The organism is Paenibacillus sp. B2(2019) (assembly GCF_008370385.1).
Classification (GTDB): Bacteria; Bacillota; Bacilli; order Paenibacillales; family Paenibacillaceae; genus Paenibacillus_AQ.
The window spans coordinates 551397-570909 of sequence record NZ_VTZR01000002.1; the positions used below are offsets into that span (position 1 = coordinate 551397).

The following is a 19513-nucleotide window of genomic DNA, read 5'->3' on the forward strand; positions in this document are numbered from 1 at the left end:
GTGGCTTTTAATACTTGATCATGCATACCACTGGGGGTTGATTGCTTTTCTTATGAAAGCTTATCATCCATAGCGATTTATGTTACATTAGTATGAAACTAAAGTAGAACCTAATGTGACAGGGGAGGATCTTGCAGTGAAGCCGGATTTACGTTCCGCATGGGGAAACAAAGTATTGGTCGGAGACGGAGCGATGGGTACCTATTTATATCAGAAGGGTTTCCCTGTCGGCATTTCCTACGAAGAATTAAATTTGACCTCTCCGGGGGTTATCGAAGATGTCCATCGCAGCTATATCGATGCAGGAGCAGTGCTGCTAGAAAGCAACACCTTCTCAGCGAATTTTGACAGGCTGTCCAAATATGGTTTGGAGTCCAAGGTTGAAGAAATTAATCGCGCCGGAGTAAGAATCGCTCGTAAAGCTGCTGGAGATACAGGCTATGTATTAGGTGCTGTAGGCTCTATTCGCGCCGGTAAGCGTGCAAATCTCTCATCGACAGAGTTGAAGAAGTATTTTACACAGCAGATTACAGCATTATTAGAAGAAGAAGTAGACGGTATTATGCTAGAAACCTTTTACGATGTCGAGGAACTGCATCTTGCGCTAAGAACAGTACGTAAACATAGTACTCTCCCAGTTATTTGCCAATTTGCTGTGGATGAATCGGCACGTACATTAGATGGATTGACTTTACCAGAGGCTTTCCGGATCTTAGAAGGTGATGGAGCGGATATCATCGGATTTAACTGTAATACTGGCCCAAACGGGATTAAGAGAGCACTAAAAGCGGTACAAGGCAATCTTATTCTACCTACCTCGGTCTATCCGAATGCGGGCGTTGCGGATTATGTAGATGGAGAATATCGGTATGGAGCCTCACCGGAATATTTCGGACAAATGGCAGTTACTTTTGCAGAAATGGGTTGCAGAATTATTGGGGGCTGCTGTGGTACTACTCCGCAGCATATTGCTGAAATTTCTTCCGCATTGAAAGATTACGTACCTCAGCCACTTCCAGAACCGACGCTTCCGACTGTGGAACGTGTATCTTTGCAGGAGCATTTTGGCGAAGATGAGGGAAGAGATGGTCGTGAGCCGAACCTGCTTGATCTAGTCAAGGAACGTCATACGGTTATCGTTGAGCTTGATCCACCTCGTGATTTGGATATCGGCAAGTTCATGAAGGGTGCAGAAGCGTTGAGAAGAGCAGGTGCGGATGCGCTGACACTCGCCGATAACTCACTGGCTGTTACACGGATGAGCAATATGGCTTTGGGCCATTTGGTGCATGCTAAAACTGGACTCCGTCCACTAGTGCATATTGCTTGTCGCGATCGCAATCTGATTGGTACCCAATCGCATTTGATGGGTTTTGATGCGCTAGGAATTGATCATGTGTTAGCGGTGACTGGAGATCCAGCGAAATTCGGAGATCTTCCCGGCTCAAGTTCGGTTTACGACTTAACCTCTTTTGAGATTATTCGTATGATTAAGCAGTTGAATGATGGCATTTCCTTTTCAGGTAAACCTTTGAAGCAGAAAGCAAATTTTGTTATCGGTGCTGCCTTTAACCCGAATGTTAAACATTTAGATAAGGCCGTACAGCGACTGGAGAAGAAAATTGCCTCTGGTGCAGATTATATTATGACTCAGCCTGTCTATGATCAGCAGCTTATCGTAAAGATCGCTGAGGCAACTGCACATCTGGATATTCCCGTGTTTATTGGTGTGATGCCACTGGCTAGTGGGCGTAATGCAGAGTTCCTGCATAACGAGGTTCCGGGAATCCAGCTTACGGATGATGTCCGGAATCGCATGAAGGGACTTGAAGGAGAAGCAGGAAGAGCTGAAGGGGTCGCCATCGCCAAGGAATTGCTAGATGTAGCTACAGCCCATTTTAATGGGATCTATTTAATGACACCTTTCATGTTCTATGATATGAGCGCACAGCTGATCGAGTATGTATGGGAGAAATCAGGACGTAAATTGTCCCCCTTGTTTCGCTAGTAATAATCAATTACAATAGTGTAATGGATGTGATTCCGTTGTCATTTAGCATGACCGGATACGGTCAATCGTCCCTGCAATTCGGCGGCTACAAGATTATGTTCGAAGTGAAATCGGTGAATCACCGGTACTGCGAAGTTGTACTGCGGATGCCCCGGGATTGGACGGGTTATGAGGATGTGCTGAGAAGAAAGGTTCAGCAGCACGTCAAACGGGGAAGGATAGATGTTACCATCAATAGAGAGCACGATGAGTCGTCTTCCGGACCGGTTCTGAATCGCTCTACTGTCATGACTTATCTTAAGGCAGCAGATCAGCTTAAGAACGAGTATGGTTTGTCCGGTGAGTTGACTCTACGTGATATACTTTCTATACCCGGTATTATGGAAAGCAAAGATGAGGCTGCGGGTGCCGTGTCCGCGGCCTTAGAAGACTACTCTGAAATGTTGGAGACGGGACTTGAGCAGAGTTTGCAATCTCTGCTAGAGATGCGCGCCCGTGAAGGCAGTTTTCTAGCCGCTGATATTGAACAGCGTCTCAATCATCTAGAATCCATGCATGCTGAAATGGTCGAACTTGCACCTGTTGTAATCATTGAATATCGTGACAAGCTTCGTCATCGATTAAATGAGTTAAATGATGGGACGTTCGCTTTTGATGAGCATAAATTCGGGATGGAAATCGCTATTTTTGCAGATCGCTGTAATATTGATGAAGAGTTGACCCGGTTGTATAGTCATTTCGAACAATGCAGAACCCTCCTGAAGGGGAAAGGACCGGTAGGACGCAAGCTGGATTTTCTCATTCAGGAGATGAACCGGGAGACGAATACAATCGGATCGAAATGTAATCATTTAACACTCGTGGGTCTTGTGCTAGACATGAAAGCTGAGCTGGAGAAGATTCGTGAACAAGCGGCAAACATAGAGTAACCGGGAACAGGCAATAGCATAGAACTTTATGGGGGGAACTACCGGAACATGGCAATCAAACTTATCAACATTGGCTTTGGGAATATTGTGTCCGCCAATCGCATTATTTCCATCGTCAGTCCGGAATCTGCACCAATCAAACGTATTATCCAGGAGGCTCGAGATCGACATATGTTGATCGACGCCACCTATGGCCGACGGACTCGTGCCGTAATCATTACAGATAGTGATCATGTCATTCTGTCGGCTGTACAGCCGGAGACTGTAGCGCATCGCTTATCCAGTAAAGATGACGACAACGACGAATAACAACTAAATGGAGTGTATTATGTCAAAAGGATTGCTCATCATATTATCCGGACCTTCCGGCGTGGGTAAAGGTACTGTATGTACTGCGCTACGACCGAAGATGCCCGAACTTGTCTACTCAGTTTCTGCTACTACTCGCAGTCCGCGTGCGGGTGAGGAAGACGGCGTGAATTATTTTTTCAAAAGCAAAGAGGAGTTTTCGGCTATGATAGAAGCCGATCAACTGCTTGAATATGCGGAGTACGTAGGTAATTTTTACGGTACTCCACGTGATTTTGTAGAGAGAACTCTCAATAACGGCAAAGATATTATTCTCGAAATTGAGGTTCAGGGAGCTCTCAAAGTTAAAGAAAAATTTCCTGAAGGTATTTTTGTGTTCCTTCTTCCACCTTCTATGGATGAGCTGAAGGACCGCATACGCGGACGGGGTACGGAACATCCAGATGTGATCGATCACCGCATGACTGTAGCGGAGGATGAGATTAATCTAATGCAGCATTATGATTATGCTGTTGTAAATGATGAGATTGATCTGGCCTGTAAGAGAATAGAAAGCATTATTATCGCCGAACATTGTAAAGTTAGATAATGAATGCTGCAAGGCTGAAGGTATTACCAGTAAACTATGAAGAGGTGTCCCTGTGCTATATCCATCAATTGATGAAATGATGACCAAGGTTGACAGTAAGTATTCGCTCGTTGTAGCCGCAGCACGTCGTGCTAGACAATTGCGTGAGGGTGGCAAGACAGATGTGAAGAACCCTAGATCGCATAAATTCGTCGGTGTTGCTCTTGAGGAAATTTACGAAGATCGCATTACGCTTACCCGTGGTGAAGAGTAGTCTCAAGCCTATTTAGATATGACCTTTTGTAGAAACGGATACCGCCTATTTGTTATTAGGCGATGCCGTTTCTTCTTGGGTTATGGAGCAATTATGGGTCTTTAATGAATGCTGATAGCCCAAGACCGGGCTGTTTCTGACAACCGGAAGGTTGTTATTTTTTTCTCAAAATATAAGAAGTTTAAGAAATAGATCATTCGTTGTAAGAGAAGGGAACAGGGGGGAGATCATGTTGAAGAGCTTGAAGGGGAAGACTATTTTACTTGGGATTACAGGGGGAATTGCCGCTTACAAAGCAGCAGCCCTGACCAGTAAGCTTGTCCAAAAAGGAGCCGAGGTTCATGTCATTATGACAGCTTCGGCAAAGCAGTTCATTACAGAATTAACTCTACAGTCACTGTCGAAGCAACGAGTATATAGCGATACATTCCAGGAACGGGACCCATCCTCCATCTCGCATATTGATTTGGCTGATTCGGCGGACCTTGTGATAGTAGCACCAGCAACTGCAAATATTATTGCTAAAATGGCGCACGGAATTGCGGATGATATGTTATCCACAACGTTACTCGCTACTACTGCACCTATAATGGTGGCACCGGCTATGAATGTTCATATGTATCAGCATCCCGCTGTACTTAGCAATTTGGATACCCTCGCTAAACGAGGTATTCAGTTTATTGAGCCTGGAGAAGGTCTGCTGGCATGTGGTTACGTGGGTAAAGGACGTTTAGAGGAACCAGAAACTATTGTAAGTAATGTTGAGGATTTTTTTGCGTTGCAAGAAAGTGTGAAGTCTAGTCCACTCAAGGGTAAAAAGATCGTCATCACAGCTGGTGGTACAGTAGAACGGATTGATCCGGTACGCTATATCTCCAATGATTCCTCCGGTAAGATGGGTTTTGCATTGGCACGTGCTGCACGTGCTATGGGTGCTGAGGTTACCTTGATTGCTGCGCGAACAGATGAAGCGCCTCCGCAGGACTCGGATATGAATGTCATTCGTGTTCAATCCGCACAAGAAATGTATGATGCGGTTACTGCACTGTGGGATAGCTGTGATATCATGATCAAGGCGGCTGCTGTATCGGATTACCGGCCTAAGCAAAGTGAGCCATCCAAAATTAAAAAAAGTGGAGATACACTGACACTTGAGCTTATAAAAACAACGGATATTCTGGAAACGCTAGGTAAGAACAAAGACAAGCAGTTCTTGATCGGCTTTGCTGCGGAGACGGGAAACACAGAATTTTATGCAAAGGACAAGCTGGTCCGCAAAAACTGCGATCTCATTGTTGCAAACAATGTAGCGGCTGCAGGAGCCGGATTCGGATCGGATACGAATATTGTATCGATTTATGATGTAGATGGATTGGTGCTCGAATTGCCACAATTGTCTAAGGATGAGGTCGCTCGACGTTTGCTGACGCTCGTGGCAGAGCGAATTACTGGAGCCTCATTATAATGGATATTGCCAAGGTCATTGTGGATGTGCCTGTACGCAGCACTGACCGGCCATTTGATTATAGTATTCCAGAATCACTAAAGTTATGGATTGAAGTGGGCAGCCGAGTAGCGGTCCCGTTTGGACACCGCACGGTGCAAGGCTTTGTCGTTTCTCTGGAGTCAGGTGAAACAGTAGTGAATCCTGGTCTCAAGGCTATTCAAGAGGTGCTGGATTTGCTTCCGCCTTTATCACCTGAATTAGTTGAGCTAGCGGACTGGATGAGTAAAAGATATGCATGCAGACGAATTTCAGCCCTGCAAGCGATGCTGCCCACTGCTCTAAAAGGGAAGGCAGAACGACTGATTTCGCTAGGAGATGTGGAAGAAGAAGCAGCATTTTCTGATGATGAATTATTCCCTATGTTTGCAGATACAGGGAATGAGGAACGACTAATTACTGAGTTTATTGGACGTAATGGCGAAGTTTCCATGAAGCAGCTCACCCGTGCATTTCCGGAGGCTGCGGAGACGGTGAAGTTTATGCTAAGACGTGGAGTTCTTGTAGAGAGCCAATCGATTAAAGATAAAATGGGCAAGAAGAAGCTAAAAGCAGTAGATCTTGCGATAGGGATTACGGCTGCTCGTGAGGCGTTGAATAAATTCCCCAAAAAGTCCGCGCGACAGAAGGAAGTACTTAGCTTTCTGATTGAAAGGGAAGCTACACTCCCAATGGCGCTTAAGGAAGTCTTGTCTGCACTTCAAGTGACGGCAAGTACCGTGAAGGGTTTAGAGGAAAAAGGCTTTATCGAAATCAGTGAAATCGAAGTCTATCGCGACCCTTATCAAGGACGTGATTTTAAGCCTACTACGCCTCTGCCACTTACAGCAGAGCAAGAGATTGTATACACACGTATTTCACGAACGCTAGAAGAACAGCTCCATGAAGTTTTTCTGTTACATGGTGTTACGGGGAGCGGCAAGACAGAAATCTATTTGCAATGTATCAAACGTTGTCTGGATCAGGGTAGACAGGCCGTAGTGCTCGTCCCAGAAATCGCATTAACGCCGCAGATGGTGGAGCGCTTTAAAGGGCGCTTCGGAAGTGGTGTCGCGGTAATGCACAGCCGTTTATCTGTTGGCGAACGTTACGATGAGTGGCGCAAAATCCGTGAAGGAAAGGCTACGGTTGCCGTTGGCGCCCGTTCAGCGGTGTTTGCCCCGTTCTCTAACCTAGGTTTGATTATTATGGATGAAGAGCATGAAACCTCATATAAGCAGGAGGAAAATCCGAAATATCATGCCCGTGATGCAGCGATTCGCAGAGCCGAACAGTGTGGGGCAGCCGTGATTTTAGGCTCCGCCACGCCATCGTTAGAAAGCTATCATGCTGCTAGAGCGCAGAGTGATATTCATTTTTCACCAGTCCTTCTAGAGATGCCTACCCGCGCGCTTGGTAACGAACTACCGAAGGTAAATGTCGTGGATATGCGGGAAGAGCTTAAAGAAGGTAATCGCTCGATGTTCAGTCGAAAGCTTCATGCTGCATTGGCTGAAAGACTGGAACGTGGAGAACAGACCGTGTTATTGCTTAACCGTAGAGGTTTCTCGACGTTTGTTATGTGCCGGAGTTGCGGATATGTAGCAGGCTGCCCCGAGTGTGATATTTCATTAACGTACCATAGTCGTAGTGACAATTTGCGTTGTCATTATTGTGGTCATGCTGAACCGGCACCTAAGCTTTGTCCAGAGTGTGGAAGTGAGCATATCCGGTTCTTCGGAACGGGGACGCAGCGGGTGGAAGAAGAGCTTGGTAAGTTGTTCCCTGGGATACGGGTGATTCGTATGGACGTGGATACAACGACAGAAAAAGGTTCGCATGAGAAGCTGCTGAATCAATTCAGAGACAAAAAAGCGGATGTACTGCTAGGCACTCAGATGGTAGCAAAAGGTTTGGATTTTCCTGACGTAACTCTTGTTGGCGTAATTACAGCAGATTCAGCGTTGAACTTGCCAGATTTTCGTGCAGCGGAGAAGACCTTCCAATTGCTTACACAAGTTGCTGGAAGAGCAGGTCGGCATCAGCTTCCGGGTGAGGTCGTTGTTCAGTCCTATACACCAGAGCATTATTCTATTATTCATGCTAGTGGGCATGACTATCTCTCTTTTGTAAGGGAAGAGCTGAAGCATCGCAGAGGGCTACATTATCCGCCTTATTGCAGACTGATACTCGTTACATTATCCCATGAGCAGTTACCGCTACTACTCCGGATGGCAGAGAATTACGCTATGAATCTGCAGGGGAAGGCCAGAAATCTAAGATGGTATGGGAGTCTAGATAAGCTAACCACGGATGTACTAGATCTGTTAGGTCCCGTAGCTTCTCCAATCCCTCGCTTAAAGGGTAGATATAGATTCCAATGTATGATAAAATGGCGCGGCGCCATCGATGTGATAGGGCTTGTTCGACAAGTGGCTGAGGAGTTGGAGGATTCTGTACGGGATACAGGTCTTCAGATCAGCATTGATGTTGATCCGCAAATGTTGATGTAAATCGTTATCATGTTACAATGTAAAAAAAGAGCTAGATCAATAAACTCTAAATATAGAGATGTACAGAACGGGAAGGTGTTTTTAATGGCGATACGTATGATCGTTAAGGAACCGGATGAAGTGTTGCACAAAATAGCAAAAGAAGTAACTGTAGTTACACCTAATGTTAAAAAATTGTTAGATGATATGGCTGATACGATGTATGACGCTGAAGGTGTAGGGCTGGCAGCTCCACAAGTTGGCATTTTGAAGCGCCTAATTGTGGTGGATGCGGATGAAGAGCACGGGCTGATCAAAATGATTAATCCGGAAATCATCGGTACAGAAGGGGAGCAGCTAGGACCTGAAGGATGTCTTAGTATTCCCGGATTGAATGGTGATGTACGCCGTGCAGAGACAGTAACCGTACGTGGTCTTAACCGTGAGGGAAAAGAAATTACCATTACCGGCAGTGGTTTACTTGCTCGGGCTTTTCAACATGAGATTGACCATCTGAACGGAGTACTGTTTACCGATATCGCTGAAAAAGTATACGAGATGACAGCTGAACGCAATGAGACTGAGGAGTGAGGATATGAAGATTGTATTCATGGGAACCCCAGCCTTTGCGGTACCAAGCTTGCAAATGCTGATGGATGAAGGCTATGAAGTTGTAGCAGTCGTCACCCAACCAGATCGACCGCAAGGACGTAAAAAGATCTTGGCTCCTTCACCAGTTAAAGAAGCCGCATTATCTCTCGGTTTACCTGTGCTCCAGCCTGAACGGATGCGCAAACCTGAGGCTGTCGCAGAGCTAGCTGCATATGAGCCTGACCTGATTGTTACAGCTGCTTATGGTCAAATTTTGCCTAAAGCCGTATTGGATTTGCCGCGTAATGGTTGTGTGAATGTTCATGGTTCACTACTTCCTAAATACCGGGGTGGCGCACCTATTCAACGTAGTATCATTAACGGTGAGAAGGTTACCGGCGTTACTTTGATGTATATGGCTGAAGGACTTGACACTGGAGATATGATCTCGCGCGTCGAGGTGGCTATCGAGGATGAGGATACTTCCGGCACGATGTTCGAGAAGCTTAGCCTTGCTGGACGTGATCTTTTGAAGTCTGAAATGCCGCGATTAGTAAACGGCCTTGTTCAAGCGACTCCGCAAGACGACAGTCAAGCGACCTTTGCTCCTAACCTAAATCGTGAGGATGAGCGTTTGGATTGGAACGCTGGCTCACGTGATAACTATAATCGAATTCGTGGATTAGTACCTTTTTCCGGTGCGTTTACGCTTTGGAATGGAGAGACCTTCAAAGTATGGGCTTCAAAAATTCCTGCTGAGCAGAAATCAACTGATAGTGCGCCAGGAACGGTACTTTCGGTCACTGAACATGGTGTCGAGGTTAAGACAGGAGACGGAAGTCTGCTGCTAACTACGGTTCAACCTGCTGGTAAAAAAGCGATGAGCGCTGCGGATTTTAGCCGTGGCGGTGTCATGAAACCAGGGACGGTGCTAGGTTGAGCGCGGGCGGTAACGGTGCGGGCCGATCAGGAGTAAGTCATAACTCTGGTAATAAAAATAGTAACGATCATAAAGCAGTGAGTGGTAAAAAGGGCGGTAGCGGAAATAAAGGTAAAGCTGCTACAGCTTCTGCCCGCGATATCGCTCTCGATATCCTGGTTAAAGTCGAACAACAAGGGGCTTACAGCAACTTATTGCTGAACAGCAGTCTGCAGAAGTCTGCACTTAGCAGAGAAGATGCTGGACTAGTTACAGAGCTTGTCTATGGTACCATCTCTCGGATGAATACACTTGATTATGTGCTCGAGGAATTTGTTAGCAAAGGAATCGCTAAATTGCAGCCCTGGGTGCGTAATTTACTGCGTCTAAGCTTATATCAAATTATGTACCTGGATCGCATACCATCTCATGCAGCTGTAAATGAGGCTGTTAATATAGCTAAGAAAAAGGGCCATCAAGGAATTTCGGGTATGGTTAATGGCGTGCTTCGTAGTGTGCTGCGCGCTGGAAATCTGCCGGTAATACCTGATGGATTGGGTCCTGCGAAACGGATATCTATTCAGTATTCCCATCCTATATGGTTAGTGAAACGCTGGATTACGGAGTATGGTGTTGACACTGCGGAAGCTATTTGCGCTGCTAACAATGAGCCACCCGCTGTCAGTGTACGCGTAAATACTACGATGATTAACCGTGAAGCCCTATTGAGTCAGATGATTGAACAAGGTCTGCAAGCTTCTGCTTCTGAAGTAAGTCCTTATGGTATTGTTGTAAAAGGCGGCGGTAATCTGGCTCTTTCATCCTGGTACCGGGATGGATATCTATCTGTTCAGGATGAAAGCTCCATGCTTGTAGCTGAAGCTGTTGCACCTGAGCCTGGAATGAGAGTGCTTGATTGCTGCGCCGCGCCTGGGGGCAAAACGGCCCATATGGGCGAGCTGATGAAAGATGAAGGATCTATTTTCGCTAACGATCTGCATCCACATAAAGCTAAGCTTATCTCGGATCAAGCTGCACGGTTAGGTCTCGAAAGCGTAGTAACAGGCAGTACAGATGCACTGGAGCTGGAGCTTACCTTAGAGCATCATTCCTTCGATAGAATTCTTTTGGACGCGCCTTGCTCTGGGCTTGGTGTAATCCGCCGTAAGCCAGATCTCAAATGGCGTAAGCAGCCTGAGGATGTTGCAAGTGTAGCATCACTGCAGGGTCAGCTGCTGCAGTCGGTTTCTAAACTGTTGAAACCGGGTGGTGTTCTGGTTTATAGTACCTGTACGACTGAGCAAACGGAAAATAGTGAGGTTGTAGCTGCCTTTTTGGAGCAAAATCCTGATTTCACTTCTATAACATTTGCTTCCCCGCTGTGGGGGAGATTGGAAGGTACTGCACTGGCTGTAGGTGAGGGGATTCAGTTATTGCCACATCATTATGGCAGTGATGGGTTCTATATCTCCAAGCTTCAAAGAGTCTTGTAATATAGCAAATTTACTGACAATCGTTGTATCTTCCGCCCGCCGGGCTAACGTACGGCGGGCTATTTCTTTTACCGTCTCTGAAATTTGTGTTAAAATAGGAAGAATGAGAAATAATACGCATATCCTTATGAAAGAACAGGTGCTAATAATAATGAAACCTTTAATATATGATTTTTCTTTAGAAGAGTTACAGCAGTGGGCGAAAGATAACGGTGAGCCTGCTTTTCGTGGTGGACAGATTTTTGATTGGTTGTATGTAAAACGTGTAAGTGACTTCGAATCCATGAGCAATTTGTCTAAAGGACTTCGTCAGAAGCTGAACGAGCAATTCTCCATTGCAGCGCTCACTGAGATTACTAAAATGGAATCGAAAGATGGAACAGTAAAATTCCTGTTTGGATTGCATGATGATCATGCGATCGAGACAGTTATCATGAAACATAATTATGGAAATAGTGTTTGTGTAACAACTCAAGTAGGTTGCCGAATCGGCTGTACTTTCTGCGCCTCTACGCTTGGTGGATTGAAACGTGATTTGACAGCGGGTGAAATTGTAGCTCAGGTTGTACGCTCTCAACAGATCTTGGATGAGCGGGGTGAACGTGTCAGCAGTATTGTTATCATGGGTACTGGTGAGCCGTTTGAGAACTATGATGCAACAATGAGATTCTTGCGTCTTATGATTCATGAGAAAGGTCTAAATATCGGACAACGGCATATTACTGTCTCCACTAGCGGGATTGTGCCGAGCATTTATAAATTTGCAGAAGAAGATACACAAATAAATTTGGCGATATCGATTCATGCACCTAACGACAAACTGCGTTCGAAGCTAATGCCAGTTAACCGCCGCTTTCCGTTTGATGATGTGATTGAATCTTTACGTTATTATCAAGCTAAGACGGGGCGACGGGTCAGCTTTGAGTATGCATTGATCGGCGGGGTGAATGATCAGCCGGAGCATGCTGAGGAATTAGCAGGTGTGCTTAAGAACATGCTATGCCACGTCAATTTGATTCCAGTAAACCACGTGCCAGAGCGGAAATATGTACGTACTTCACGCAATGATATCTTTGAGTTTCAACGTATTTTGGCTGACAACGGCGTGAATGTTACCATTCGCCGTGAGCAAGGCCATGATATCGCGGCCGCATGCGGACAGCTGCGTGCCAAACATATGGAGTTGGGGTGAGGATATTTGATCAGAACAGTTCATGCCAGCGATATTGGCCGAGTGCGCTCTGTCAATGAGGATTCGGTCTGGATCGGCGCGACGCGCCACGGTTATACACTCGGCATAATTGCCGATGGGATGGGTGGACATCAGGCTGGTGAAACCGCGAGCAGGCTTGCTTTGGAGACGATGAGGAATACCCTAGACGGGTTGCAGCCTGAGCTTCAGGACGAAGCACTGCGTGATGCGTTATCAGCTGCTATTTTGGAAGCTAACAGCACTGTCTTCAAGGAGGCTTCCAGCGACGATAAGTACCACAATATGGGTACTACTGTCGTTGCTGCCCTGATGAATGGTTCAAACGGATATATTGGCCATATCGGAGACAGCAGAGCCTATTTAATAAAGGACAGTGCAGCAGTTCAATTAACCGAAGATCACACGCTAGTCAATGAGCTGTTCAAGAACGGTCAGATCAGTGTGGAGGAATTAGATAATCATCCGAGACGGAATGTGCTGACGAGAGCACTTGGAACAGATGCTGAGGTGCTGGTTGATTTAGCCCCTGTTACCCTGCTACCTGGGGAACTTTTGCTTCTCTGCAGTGATGGTTTAAGTAATTTTGTTAACAATGAGCATTTGGGCAAGGTAGCGGGAATACATGAGATACCGTTAGAGGAAAGAGCGGACCGCTTACTTCAGTTGGCACTGCTTGCTGGCGGCGGCGATAATATTAGCGTCGCTTTGTTAGAACATCATGGAGAGGCCGCTGTGCCCGAAACAAAGGAGTGGGATTGATGATCGGTCACGAACTGGGCGGCCGTTACCAAGTCATCGAACGGATCGGCGGAGGTGGAATGGCGCTCGTCTATAGAGCACATGACATTCTTTTAAACCGAAACGTCGCCATCAAAGTATTGCGTAATCAATTTGTTCATGACGAGGAATTTATCCGCCGTTTTAGGCGTGAGGCGCAATCAGCTGCATCTTTGTCGCATCCGAATGTGGTTAGTATTTACGATGTAGGACAAGAAGACGAAATTCATTATATTGTCATGGAATATATTGAGGGCAAGAATCTTAATGAAATTATAAAAGAACGAGCGCCATTACAGGTTGACGAGTCCGTAAGGATCGCTTCACAAATCTGTGATGCACTTGATCACGCTCATCAGAATCAAATTATTCATCGGGATATTAAACCACATAATATATTGATCGGGCGCAATGGCCGGGTGAAGGTAACGGATTTCGGTATTGCTCGTGCGGTAACATCTACTACCATTACTCAGACAGGCTCTGTAGTAGGTTCCGTTCATTATTTCTCACCAGAGCATGCTAAAGGTGTCTCAACAGGAGAGAAATCCGACCTGTATTCATTAGGGATTGTACTCTATCAAATGCTTACCGGAAGTCTTCCATTCTTAGGGGAGAGTCCGATTAGCGTAGCTCTAAAGCATCTGCAAGAAGAGTTTGAAGAGCCAAGGCTGATAAATCCACTTATTCCGCAAAGCGTTGAGAATGTAATTCTAAGATCAATGCGTAAAAATCCGGAAGAGCGTTATCAGTCTGCAAAGCAAATGCTGCAGGATTTAGAAACCTGCTTGTTGCCGGAGCGCCGTAGTGAAGCAAAAGTTCTTTTTAACGATGAGGAAGACGAGGATCGAACGCGGGTAATACCAGCGATTAAACCGATCCAAAGAAGCAATGGAAATCGTAATCATCGCCACGACCGGATGGATAATGATGAAGATGATGATGACGATCCGGTACCTGTGAAAAAAGGTAAAAAACAATGGACTAAACCTGCATTATGGATTGGTTTAACTTTAGTGTTACTGCTGGCTATGGCCAGTCTCGTGTGGTACGTTAAATCCCAATTAGTTGTTCCTGAGGTATCGGTTCCTTACGTGGTCGGTAAACAGCTGGAACAAGCGAAGACTGAACTTGAGGATTTGGGGCTTGAGGTTGCTGATCCTATACTGTATGACTACAGTCCGAATTTCGAAGAGAATGTGGTCATGAAGCAAAGTAGGGAAAAGGACGCCAAAGTGAAAAAGGGAGCCTCCCTAATACTAACTGTGAATACGGCGAAACCATTAACTAAGATGCCAGATGTTACAAATTTAAGTTTTGACGAAGCGGTTAAAGCGCTAATAGCAAAGGGTATACCCCAGAATCAAATTAAGAATGAACCTCTCTTCGATGAAAATATGGAGGTGGGTAAGGTTGTAAAATCAGACCCAGCCATTGACAGCGAGTTTGATCCAGAGACGGTTTCAATCACCCTCTACGTTAGCAAAGGAGAAGAAAGTGTCACGATGCCAGACCTCATCGGTAAGACGGAGAGTGAAGCTAAGGCGCTTTTGGAAGAATCCAAACTGGACCTCGGAGATGTAAAGGAAGAATCCAGCTTCACAGTTGATGAAGGTAAGGTAACGAAAACTTGGGCTTATGAGAAAGGTACCTCTGTTCCACCTGGAACAGCGATTACGATTTACTTAAGTACAGGTTATCCACCTGAAGCCCTGAATTATACCTTTAATGTACCAGTAGCTCCTGCACAGGATGGAAAGAAGAGCAAGATTCGAATTGAATTCGTTGATGCGCGCAATAATGGTGAAAAACAAGATTGGGGAACGCGTACCATTGGAAAGAGTCAAGTGCTGTCCGTTAATCTAGTGCTTGCTCCGAATAAAGATGGCTCTGTTATTGTTACCCGAGATGGTGTGCTTTTAGACACTTATGTGATCCCATATATTGATGCGAAGAACGGAACAGTTCAGGAACCTGAGCCACCAGTTATAGCAACGCCACAGCCAACTCCAACACCTTCTGCTGAACCTACGCCTACAATTGAACCTACGATTGAACCGGAGATCTTGCCAGGTTCGGGTTCAGAGAATGATGGAGGGAATAACGGGGCGGTGAATCAGACAGGGTTCGTAAACAATAGTTCTATAAATAGTGAATCGACTAATAATGGCAATAATAAGCACAACAATAAAGGCAAGGATAAATCTAAAGATAAAAGCGATAACTAATCAGGGCAGAAGTGCTTGAATAGTTGTGGCAGCGAAGTGACCCGGGGATTTTCAAACTTGGGTCATTTTCGCAAAATCAGGAGAGGAAGGCTCACTATGTATGCCTGAAGGAATAATAGTAAAGGCGTTAAGCGGATATTATTACGTAAAACCGCTTCGTGAAGGATTAATTGCAACAGAGGAAGTTTCAGTTCAATGCAGAGGCCGAGGCATACTTAAGAAAAAGGGGATCGCTCCTCTTGTAGGTGACCGCGTGATCTATATGCTGACTGAGCATGGTGAAGGGATGGTGGATGAGCTTCTCCCTAGAGAATCTGAGTTAATTCGTCCACCTGTAGCGAATGTAAGCCTTGCCGTTCTATTATTTTCTGTGCGGGAGCCTGATATGAACCTGAATCTATTGGACAAGTTCCTAGTTCATATTGAGCACTCGGGACTGGAGCCCTTAATCGTTCTGACCAAACAGGATTTGGCTAATGATAATGGTGAAGCCACTAAGTATGTTAAAGAGCTCTATGAGGATATTGGTTATGAAGTGATGGTTACAAGCTCAATTACAGGAGCTGGCAGTGATGAACTAAGAGAGCGGCTTACTGGTGGTATTAGTGTATTTGCCGGACAATCTGGGGTAGGAAAGTCGACCTTATTGAATCGTATTGTGCCAGGACTTAAACTGGAGACAGGTGAGATCAGCTTACGTCTGGGCCGTGGTCGTCATACTACCCGCCATGTAGAATTGATGGATATTGGCGGGGGGGGCTTTGTAGCGGATACCCCTGGTTTTAGTCAGCTTGATTTTCTTGAGCTTGGGGTTGAAGAGCTCTCTACTTGTTTCCGTGAATTTGCAAACTATGCTGGGGATTGTAAATTCCGTGGTTGTAGTCATCAGCATGAACCAGGCTGCCGAGTCATCGAGGCATGGAAAGCTGGGAATATCGCTGATAGCCGGTATGAACATTACAAATTATTTTTTAATGAAATGAAAGATAAAAAGCGGAGGTACTAAGTCATGATACGAATAGCACCATCTATATTGTCTGCCGATTTCGCAAGTTTAGGTTCAGAGGTTGCAGAAGCTGAGGTCAGTGGCGGGGATTGGATCCATGTGGATGTAATGGACGGTCATTTTGTGCCGAATATAACGCTTGGTCCACCAATCGTAAAAGCGGTCTCGTTACATACCAAGCTTCCACTAGACGTTCACTTAATGATTGAGTCTCCAGAACGTTATATTTCTGATTTTGCTGCCGCAGGCGCTAGTGTGATTACTGTTCACGCTGAGGCTTGCGTTCATTTACACCGTGTGGTGCATCAGATCAAGGAATTGGGTCTTAAGGCAGGAGTAGCTATTAATCCTGGCACTCCGGCATCAGCGGTGCGTGAGGTGCTTGAGGATGTGGATATGATTCTCGTGATGACCGTCAATCCTGGCTTTGGAGGTCAAGCATTCATTCCTAACACTTTGCGCAAAATTACTCAAATTAGAGAATGGGCGAATGAAGTCAATCCAGATCTACTTATTGAAGTCGATGGTGGTGTTTCGGAAGCTACAGCGCCATTGGTTGTCAGTGCAGGGGCGGATGTTTTGGTTGCAGGAAATGCAGTTTTTGGCCGGAGTGATCGTGCTGCAGCGATCCTTGAGATTCGAGAAGCAGCGGAAGCGGCACTTCGTTAAAAAAATAGGCTATTACGACTAAAGGTATAGGCCAAGTCCTCGACGCATAAATATGGTTACATGAGCAGAAATCTCATGTAGCCTTTTTTGTTTTGGCAGGGAGGACTGCAGTACGTTACCGTTAGAACAAGAAGAAAGTCTCCTGCGTACGGCATGAATTGATGGGAGGGTAAACCATGAAATTTTACACGTTTAAGCTGCCAAGGTTTTTGGGAGGTTTTGTTAAAGCGATTTTGAACACATTTCAGAAGAGTTGATCTTGGGCTTGGAACAGAAAAGAAAACATGAAAAAAAGCACCTTACAAATGTAAAGGGTGCTTTTTGCTTCATATGAGTGATCGCTCGGTCTTTAAAATTGCAAAAGACTAAACGCGTTCAACTTTACCGGCTTTCAAAGCACGGGTGCTGACGTACACGCGTTTTGGTTTACCGTTCACGAGGATACGGACCTTCTGAACGTTAACTCCCCAAGTACGACGGTTGCGGTTATTTGCGTGAGACACGTTGTTACCGCTGCTCGGTTTCTTGCCTGTTACTGCACATTTGCGGGACATAGATTACACCTCCTTATTCCTAACACCTGCATAAAACAATACTTATCTATAATATCACAGCAAATTTTGCTACGTCAACCGATTCAAAAACATTTATTTCTTTTAATACTTATAGTACAATGTAAATTAGTGCATTATGTCCTGTTAATCATAGAATGATTAGGCATGAAGTTAGGAAGGGGAATTCTCAATTGAGTAAGCGTTCTATAAACGGAACAGATTTTACCGCTATGGTATTGGCTGGAGCGGATAAGCTGCAACAGCATGCAGAACACGTCAATTCCCTAAATGTTTTTCCGGTTCCAGACGGAGATACCGGAACTAACATGAATTTGACGATGACCGCAGGTTCGAATGAATTGAAGAAAAATAATACAATGTCTGTCGGTCAATGTGCAGGTGTACTCTCTAAGGGCTTGTTAATGGGCGCACGGGGGAACTCCGGAGTTATTTTATCTCAATTGTTCAGAGGATTTAGCAGATCTGCAGCTCAACATGATGAGCTAAACACACAGCAATTTGCTGCTGCACTGCAAAGCGGAGTGGACGCAGCCTATAAAGCAGTTGTAAAGCCTGTAGAAGGAACTATTCTTACTGTGGCTAAAGAGGCTGCAAGACATGCTGTCTACTATGCTCGCCGAACTACAGATGTTACAGAGCTCATGACAGAGGTATTGGCCAAAGCAAAGGAAGCCTTAGCCTATACACCGGAACAATTGCCTGTCTTGAAGCAAGTCGGTGTCGTAGACTCTGGTGGTCAAGGACTGGTCTATATTTATGAAGGGTTTCACCAGCATCTGACGAGCGGAAGCTCCGGTGTGTCTGAACCTGTAAAAGGACAACCTCAGGCACCAGTCGTGCCAACACCGGTACCGGTGTTAAAGAAACCTGAAAGCGAACTGTCTTCTGTACAGTCTTCTGCACAATCACAGCTTTCTACAGAGGACATAGAATTTCTATATGATATGGAGTTCTTCATTAATCGCCAGTTAGGTGGTAACGTGAGAACGGATTTTGATGAGGAAACCTTTAGGAAAGCGTTGTCAGTAAATGGTGATTCCATTATTGTAATTTCGGATGATGAAACCATTAAAGTGCATGTGCATTCCAAGGCTCCAGGTGAAGTTTTGAATCTGGCACTTCTCTATGGGGAAATTACGCAGATTCATATTCTCAATATGCGTGAGCAACACCGTGACTTGTTAACTGCAGGGATGGATATTGCACCTATGCCAGATGTTTTCGCCGATATGCCGGATGAACAGAGCCGGGTACAATCAGCTCCAGCCGAACCACCAGCAGATGATTTGGCACCTTACGGATTCATCGCAGTATCATCAGGCGCTGGGATTGCAGATATTTTCAAAAGCCTCGGTGTGGATGTTGTCCTAGCTGGAGGTCAGACTATGAACCCTAGCACAGAGGATTTCGTGAACGCGATTTCTTCTATATCTGCGAAGCATGTATACATTCTGCCGAATAACTCCAATATTGTTCTTGCCGCTCAGCAAGCTAAAGATCTCTTGGAGGGCGAACGTGAGATTACGGTTATTCCAAGTAAAAGCATTCCTCAAGGAATCGCTGCAGCCTTTGCGTTCCAAGAAGAGGATTCTGTGGAGACTAATTCTGGGAACATGCTAGAAGCAATCTCACAGGTCAAGTCGGGACAAGTAACAAATGCTGTCCGTGATACGAGCTTTGATGATCTGGAGATTAAATCCGGGCAATTTATCGGAATTTCGAACTCCAAAATTGTCGCTGCCGCAGATGATCTGTTAGCTGCAAGTCAGGCGCTGCTGTCCAACATGCTTGAGAATGGCGATGAAATCGTTACGATCCTTATTGGAGCAGAAACTGATTCTGAGGTCACAGATTCCTTAAGCGAGTGGCTGGAAGTGACTTATCCGAATGTGGAAGTAGAGATTCATGAGGGTGGCCAACCCCTTTATTATTATCTTTTCTCCGTAGAGCCATAGGTAGATGCTGAGGGTTCTATA

The 19513-nt window shown here is 45.5% G+C and carries 18 protein-coding genes; 17 read left to right on the plus strand and 1 reads right to left on the minus strand.

Features of this window, described 5'->3' with window-relative positions; translation table 11 throughout:
• Positions 1 to 136: 136 nt before the first annotated feature.
• The 16 genes from PAENI_RS02855 (at position 137) to spoVM (ending at position 17219) form a co-directional block, all read left to right on the plus strand.
• A complete protein-coding gene (locus PAENI_RS02855; RefSeq protein WP_149644187.1) occupies positions 137 to 2008 on the plus strand; it encodes a bifunctional homocysteine S-methyltransferase/methylenetetrahydrofolate reductase in 1872 nt (623 codons plus the stop codon).
• Positions 2009 to 2046: 38 nt separating this feature from the next.
• On the plus strand, positions 2047 to 2940 hold the full coding sequence (locus PAENI_RS02860; RefSeq protein WP_042187381.1) for a YicC/YloC family endoribonuclease: 894 nt from the start codon (positions 2047 to 2049) through the stop codon (positions 2938 to 2940).
• A 48-nt stretch (positions 2941 to 2988) separates the two neighbouring features.
• The gene (remA, locus tag PAENI_RS02865) at positions 2989 to 3249 is read left to right on the plus strand and encodes an extracellular matrix/biofilm regulator RemA (protein ID WP_006209218.1); all 261 of its coding nucleotides are present in this window, start codon (positions 2989 to 2991) and stop codon (positions 3247 to 3249) included.
• 19 nt (positions 3250 to 3268) lie between these two features.
• Positions 3269 to 3838: a guanylate kinase gene (gmk, locus tag PAENI_RS02870; RefSeq protein WP_076299454.1), complete on the plus strand. Its 570-nt coding sequence runs from the start codon at positions 3269 to 3271 to the stop codon at positions 3836 to 3838.
• A 52-nt stretch (positions 3839 to 3890) separates the two neighbouring features.
• A complete protein-coding gene (gene rpoZ / locus PAENI_RS02875) occupies positions 3891 to 4091 on the plus strand; it encodes a DNA-directed RNA polymerase subunit omega (RefSeq protein ID WP_036686188.1) in 201 nt (66 codons plus the stop codon).
• 229 nt (positions 4092 to 4320) lie between these two features.
• Complete coding sequence (gene coaBC / locus PAENI_RS02880) at positions 4321 to 5556, plus strand: bifunctional phosphopantothenoylcysteine decarboxylase/phosphopantothenate--cysteine ligase CoaBC (protein ID WP_149644188.1); 1236 nt, start codon at positions 4321 to 4323, stop codon at positions 5554 to 5556.
• Entirely contained in the window at positions 5556 to 8087 is a 2532-nt protein-coding gene (priA, locus tag PAENI_RS02885) for a primosomal protein N' (protein ID WP_076299453.1), read from the plus strand. The genes coaBC and priA overlap by 1 nt, the downstream gene beginning before the upstream one ends.
• An 84-nt stretch (positions 8088 to 8171) precedes the next feature.
• On the plus strand, positions 8172 to 8657 hold the full coding sequence (gene def / locus PAENI_RS02890; RefSeq protein WP_042126884.1) for a peptide deformylase: 486 nt from the start codon (positions 8172 to 8174) through the stop codon (positions 8655 to 8657).
• A gap of 4 nt (positions 8658 to 8661) precedes the next feature.
• Entirely contained in the window at positions 8662 to 9597 is a 936-nt protein-coding gene (gene fmt, locus PAENI_RS02895; protein WP_149644189.1) for a methionyl-tRNA formyltransferase, read from the plus strand.
• Between the two features lie 77 nt (positions 9598 to 9674).
• On the plus strand, positions 9675 to 11069 hold the full coding sequence (gene rsmB, locus PAENI_RS02900; RefSeq protein ID WP_149644569.1) for a 16S rRNA (cytosine(967)-C(5))-methyltransferase RsmB: 1395 nt from the start codon (positions 9675 to 9677) through the stop codon (positions 11067 to 11069).
• Between the two features lie 151 nt (positions 11070 to 11220).
• The gene (gene rlmN / locus PAENI_RS02905; protein ID WP_042187390.1) at positions 11221 to 12261 is read left to right on the plus strand and encodes a dual-specificity RNA methyltransferase RlmN; all 1041 of its coding nucleotides are present in this window, start codon (positions 11221 to 11223) and stop codon (positions 12259 to 12261) included.
• Between the two features lie 6 nt (positions 12262 to 12267).
• Positions 12268 to 13041 (plus strand): Stp1/IreP family PP2C-type Ser/Thr phosphatase, encoded by a 774-nt coding sequence (locus tag PAENI_RS02910; protein ID WP_149644190.1) that lies wholly within the window; start codon positions 12268 to 12270, stop codon positions 13039 to 13041.
• Positions 13041 to 15287, plus strand: a complete 2247-nt coding sequence (pknB, locus tag PAENI_RS02915) for a Stk1 family PASTA domain-containing Ser/Thr kinase (protein ID WP_149644191.1) — start codon at positions 13041 to 13043, stop codon at positions 15285 to 15287. Before PAENI_RS02910 ends, pknB begins: the two co-directional genes overlap by 1 nt.
• Positions 15288 to 15387: 100 nt before the next feature.
• Positions 15388 to 16293, plus strand: a complete 906-nt coding sequence (gene rsgA / locus PAENI_RS02920; RefSeq protein ID WP_042187397.1) for a ribosome small subunit-dependent GTPase A — start codon at positions 15388 to 15390, stop codon at positions 16291 to 16293.
• A 3-nt stretch (positions 16294 to 16296) separates the two neighbouring features.
• Positions 16297 to 16962, plus strand: a complete 666-nt coding sequence (rpe, locus tag PAENI_RS02925; protein ID WP_076282910.1) for a ribulose-phosphate 3-epimerase — start codon at positions 16297 to 16299, stop codon at positions 16960 to 16962.
• 176 nt (positions 16963 to 17138) lie between these two features.
• On the plus strand, positions 17139 to 17219 hold the full coding sequence (gene spoVM / locus PAENI_RS02930) for a stage V sporulation protein SpoVM (RefSeq protein WP_020431362.1): 81 nt from the start codon (positions 17139 to 17141) through the stop codon (positions 17217 to 17219).
• A gap of 108 nt (positions 17220 to 17327) precedes the next feature.
• Here spoVM and rpmB read toward each other — a convergent pair whose 3' ends face one another.
• Entirely contained in the window at positions 17328 to 17516 is a 189-nt protein-coding gene (gene rpmB / locus PAENI_RS02935; RefSeq protein WP_042187400.1) for a 50S ribosomal protein L28, read from the minus strand.
• A 191-nt stretch (positions 17517 to 17707) separates the two neighbouring features.
• Here rpmB and PAENI_RS02940 point away from each other — a divergent pair, with 191 nt between their 5' ends.
• Positions 17708 to 19492: a DAK2 domain-containing protein gene (locus PAENI_RS02940; RefSeq protein ID WP_149644192.1), complete on the plus strand. Its 1785-nt coding sequence runs from the start codon at positions 17708 to 17710 to the stop codon at positions 19490 to 19492.
• Positions 19493 to 19513: the final 21 nt, after the last annotated feature.

What these genes read in the sequence shown, in the direction of transcription:
- pknB (WP_149644191.1), top strand. Translation starts at nt 13,041, where the DNA reads ATGATCGGTCACGAACTGGGCGGCCGTTACCAAGTCATCGAACGGATC.
- spoVM (WP_020431362.1), top strand. Translation starts at nt 17,139, where the DNA reads ATGAAATTTTACACGTTTAAGCTGCCAAGGTTTTTGGGAGGTTTTGTT.
- gmk (WP_076299454.1), top strand. Translation starts at nt 3,269, where the DNA reads ATGTCAAAAGGATTGCTCATCATATTATCCGGACCTTCCGGCGTGGGT.
- rlmN (WP_042187390.1), top strand. Translation starts at nt 11,221, where the DNA reads ATGAAACCTTTAATATATGATTTTTCTTTAGAAGAGTTACAGCAGTGG.
- rpe (WP_076282910.1), top strand. Translation starts at nt 16,297, where the DNA reads ATGATACGAATAGCACCATCTATATTGTCTGCCGATTTCGCAAGTTTA.
- coaBC (WP_149644188.1), top strand. Translation starts at nt 4,321, where the DNA reads ATGTTGAAGAGCTTGAAGGGGAAGACTATTTTACTTGGGATTACAGGG.
- priA (WP_076299453.1), top strand. Translation starts at nt 5,556, where the DNA reads ATGGATATTGCCAAGGTCATTGTGGATGTGCCTGTACGCAGCACTGAC.
- def (WP_042126884.1), top strand. Translation starts at nt 8,172, where the DNA reads ATGGCGATACGTATGATCGTTAAGGAACCGGATGAAGTGTTGCACAAA.
- rsgA (WP_042187397.1), top strand. Translation starts at nt 15,388, where the DNA reads ATGCCTGAAGGAATAATAGTAAAGGCGTTAAGCGGATATTATTACGTA.
- remA (WP_006209218.1), top strand. Translation starts at nt 2,989, where the DNA reads ATGGCAATCAAACTTATCAACATTGGCTTTGGGAATATTGTGTCCGCC.
- rpmB (WP_042187400.1), bottom strand. Translation starts at nt 17,516, where the DNA reads ATGTCCCGCAAATGTGCAGTAACAGGCAAGAAACCGAGCAGCGGTAAC.
- fmt (WP_149644189.1), top strand. Translation starts at nt 8,662, where the DNA reads ATGAAGATTGTATTCATGGGAACCCCAGCCTTTGCGGTACCAAGCTTG.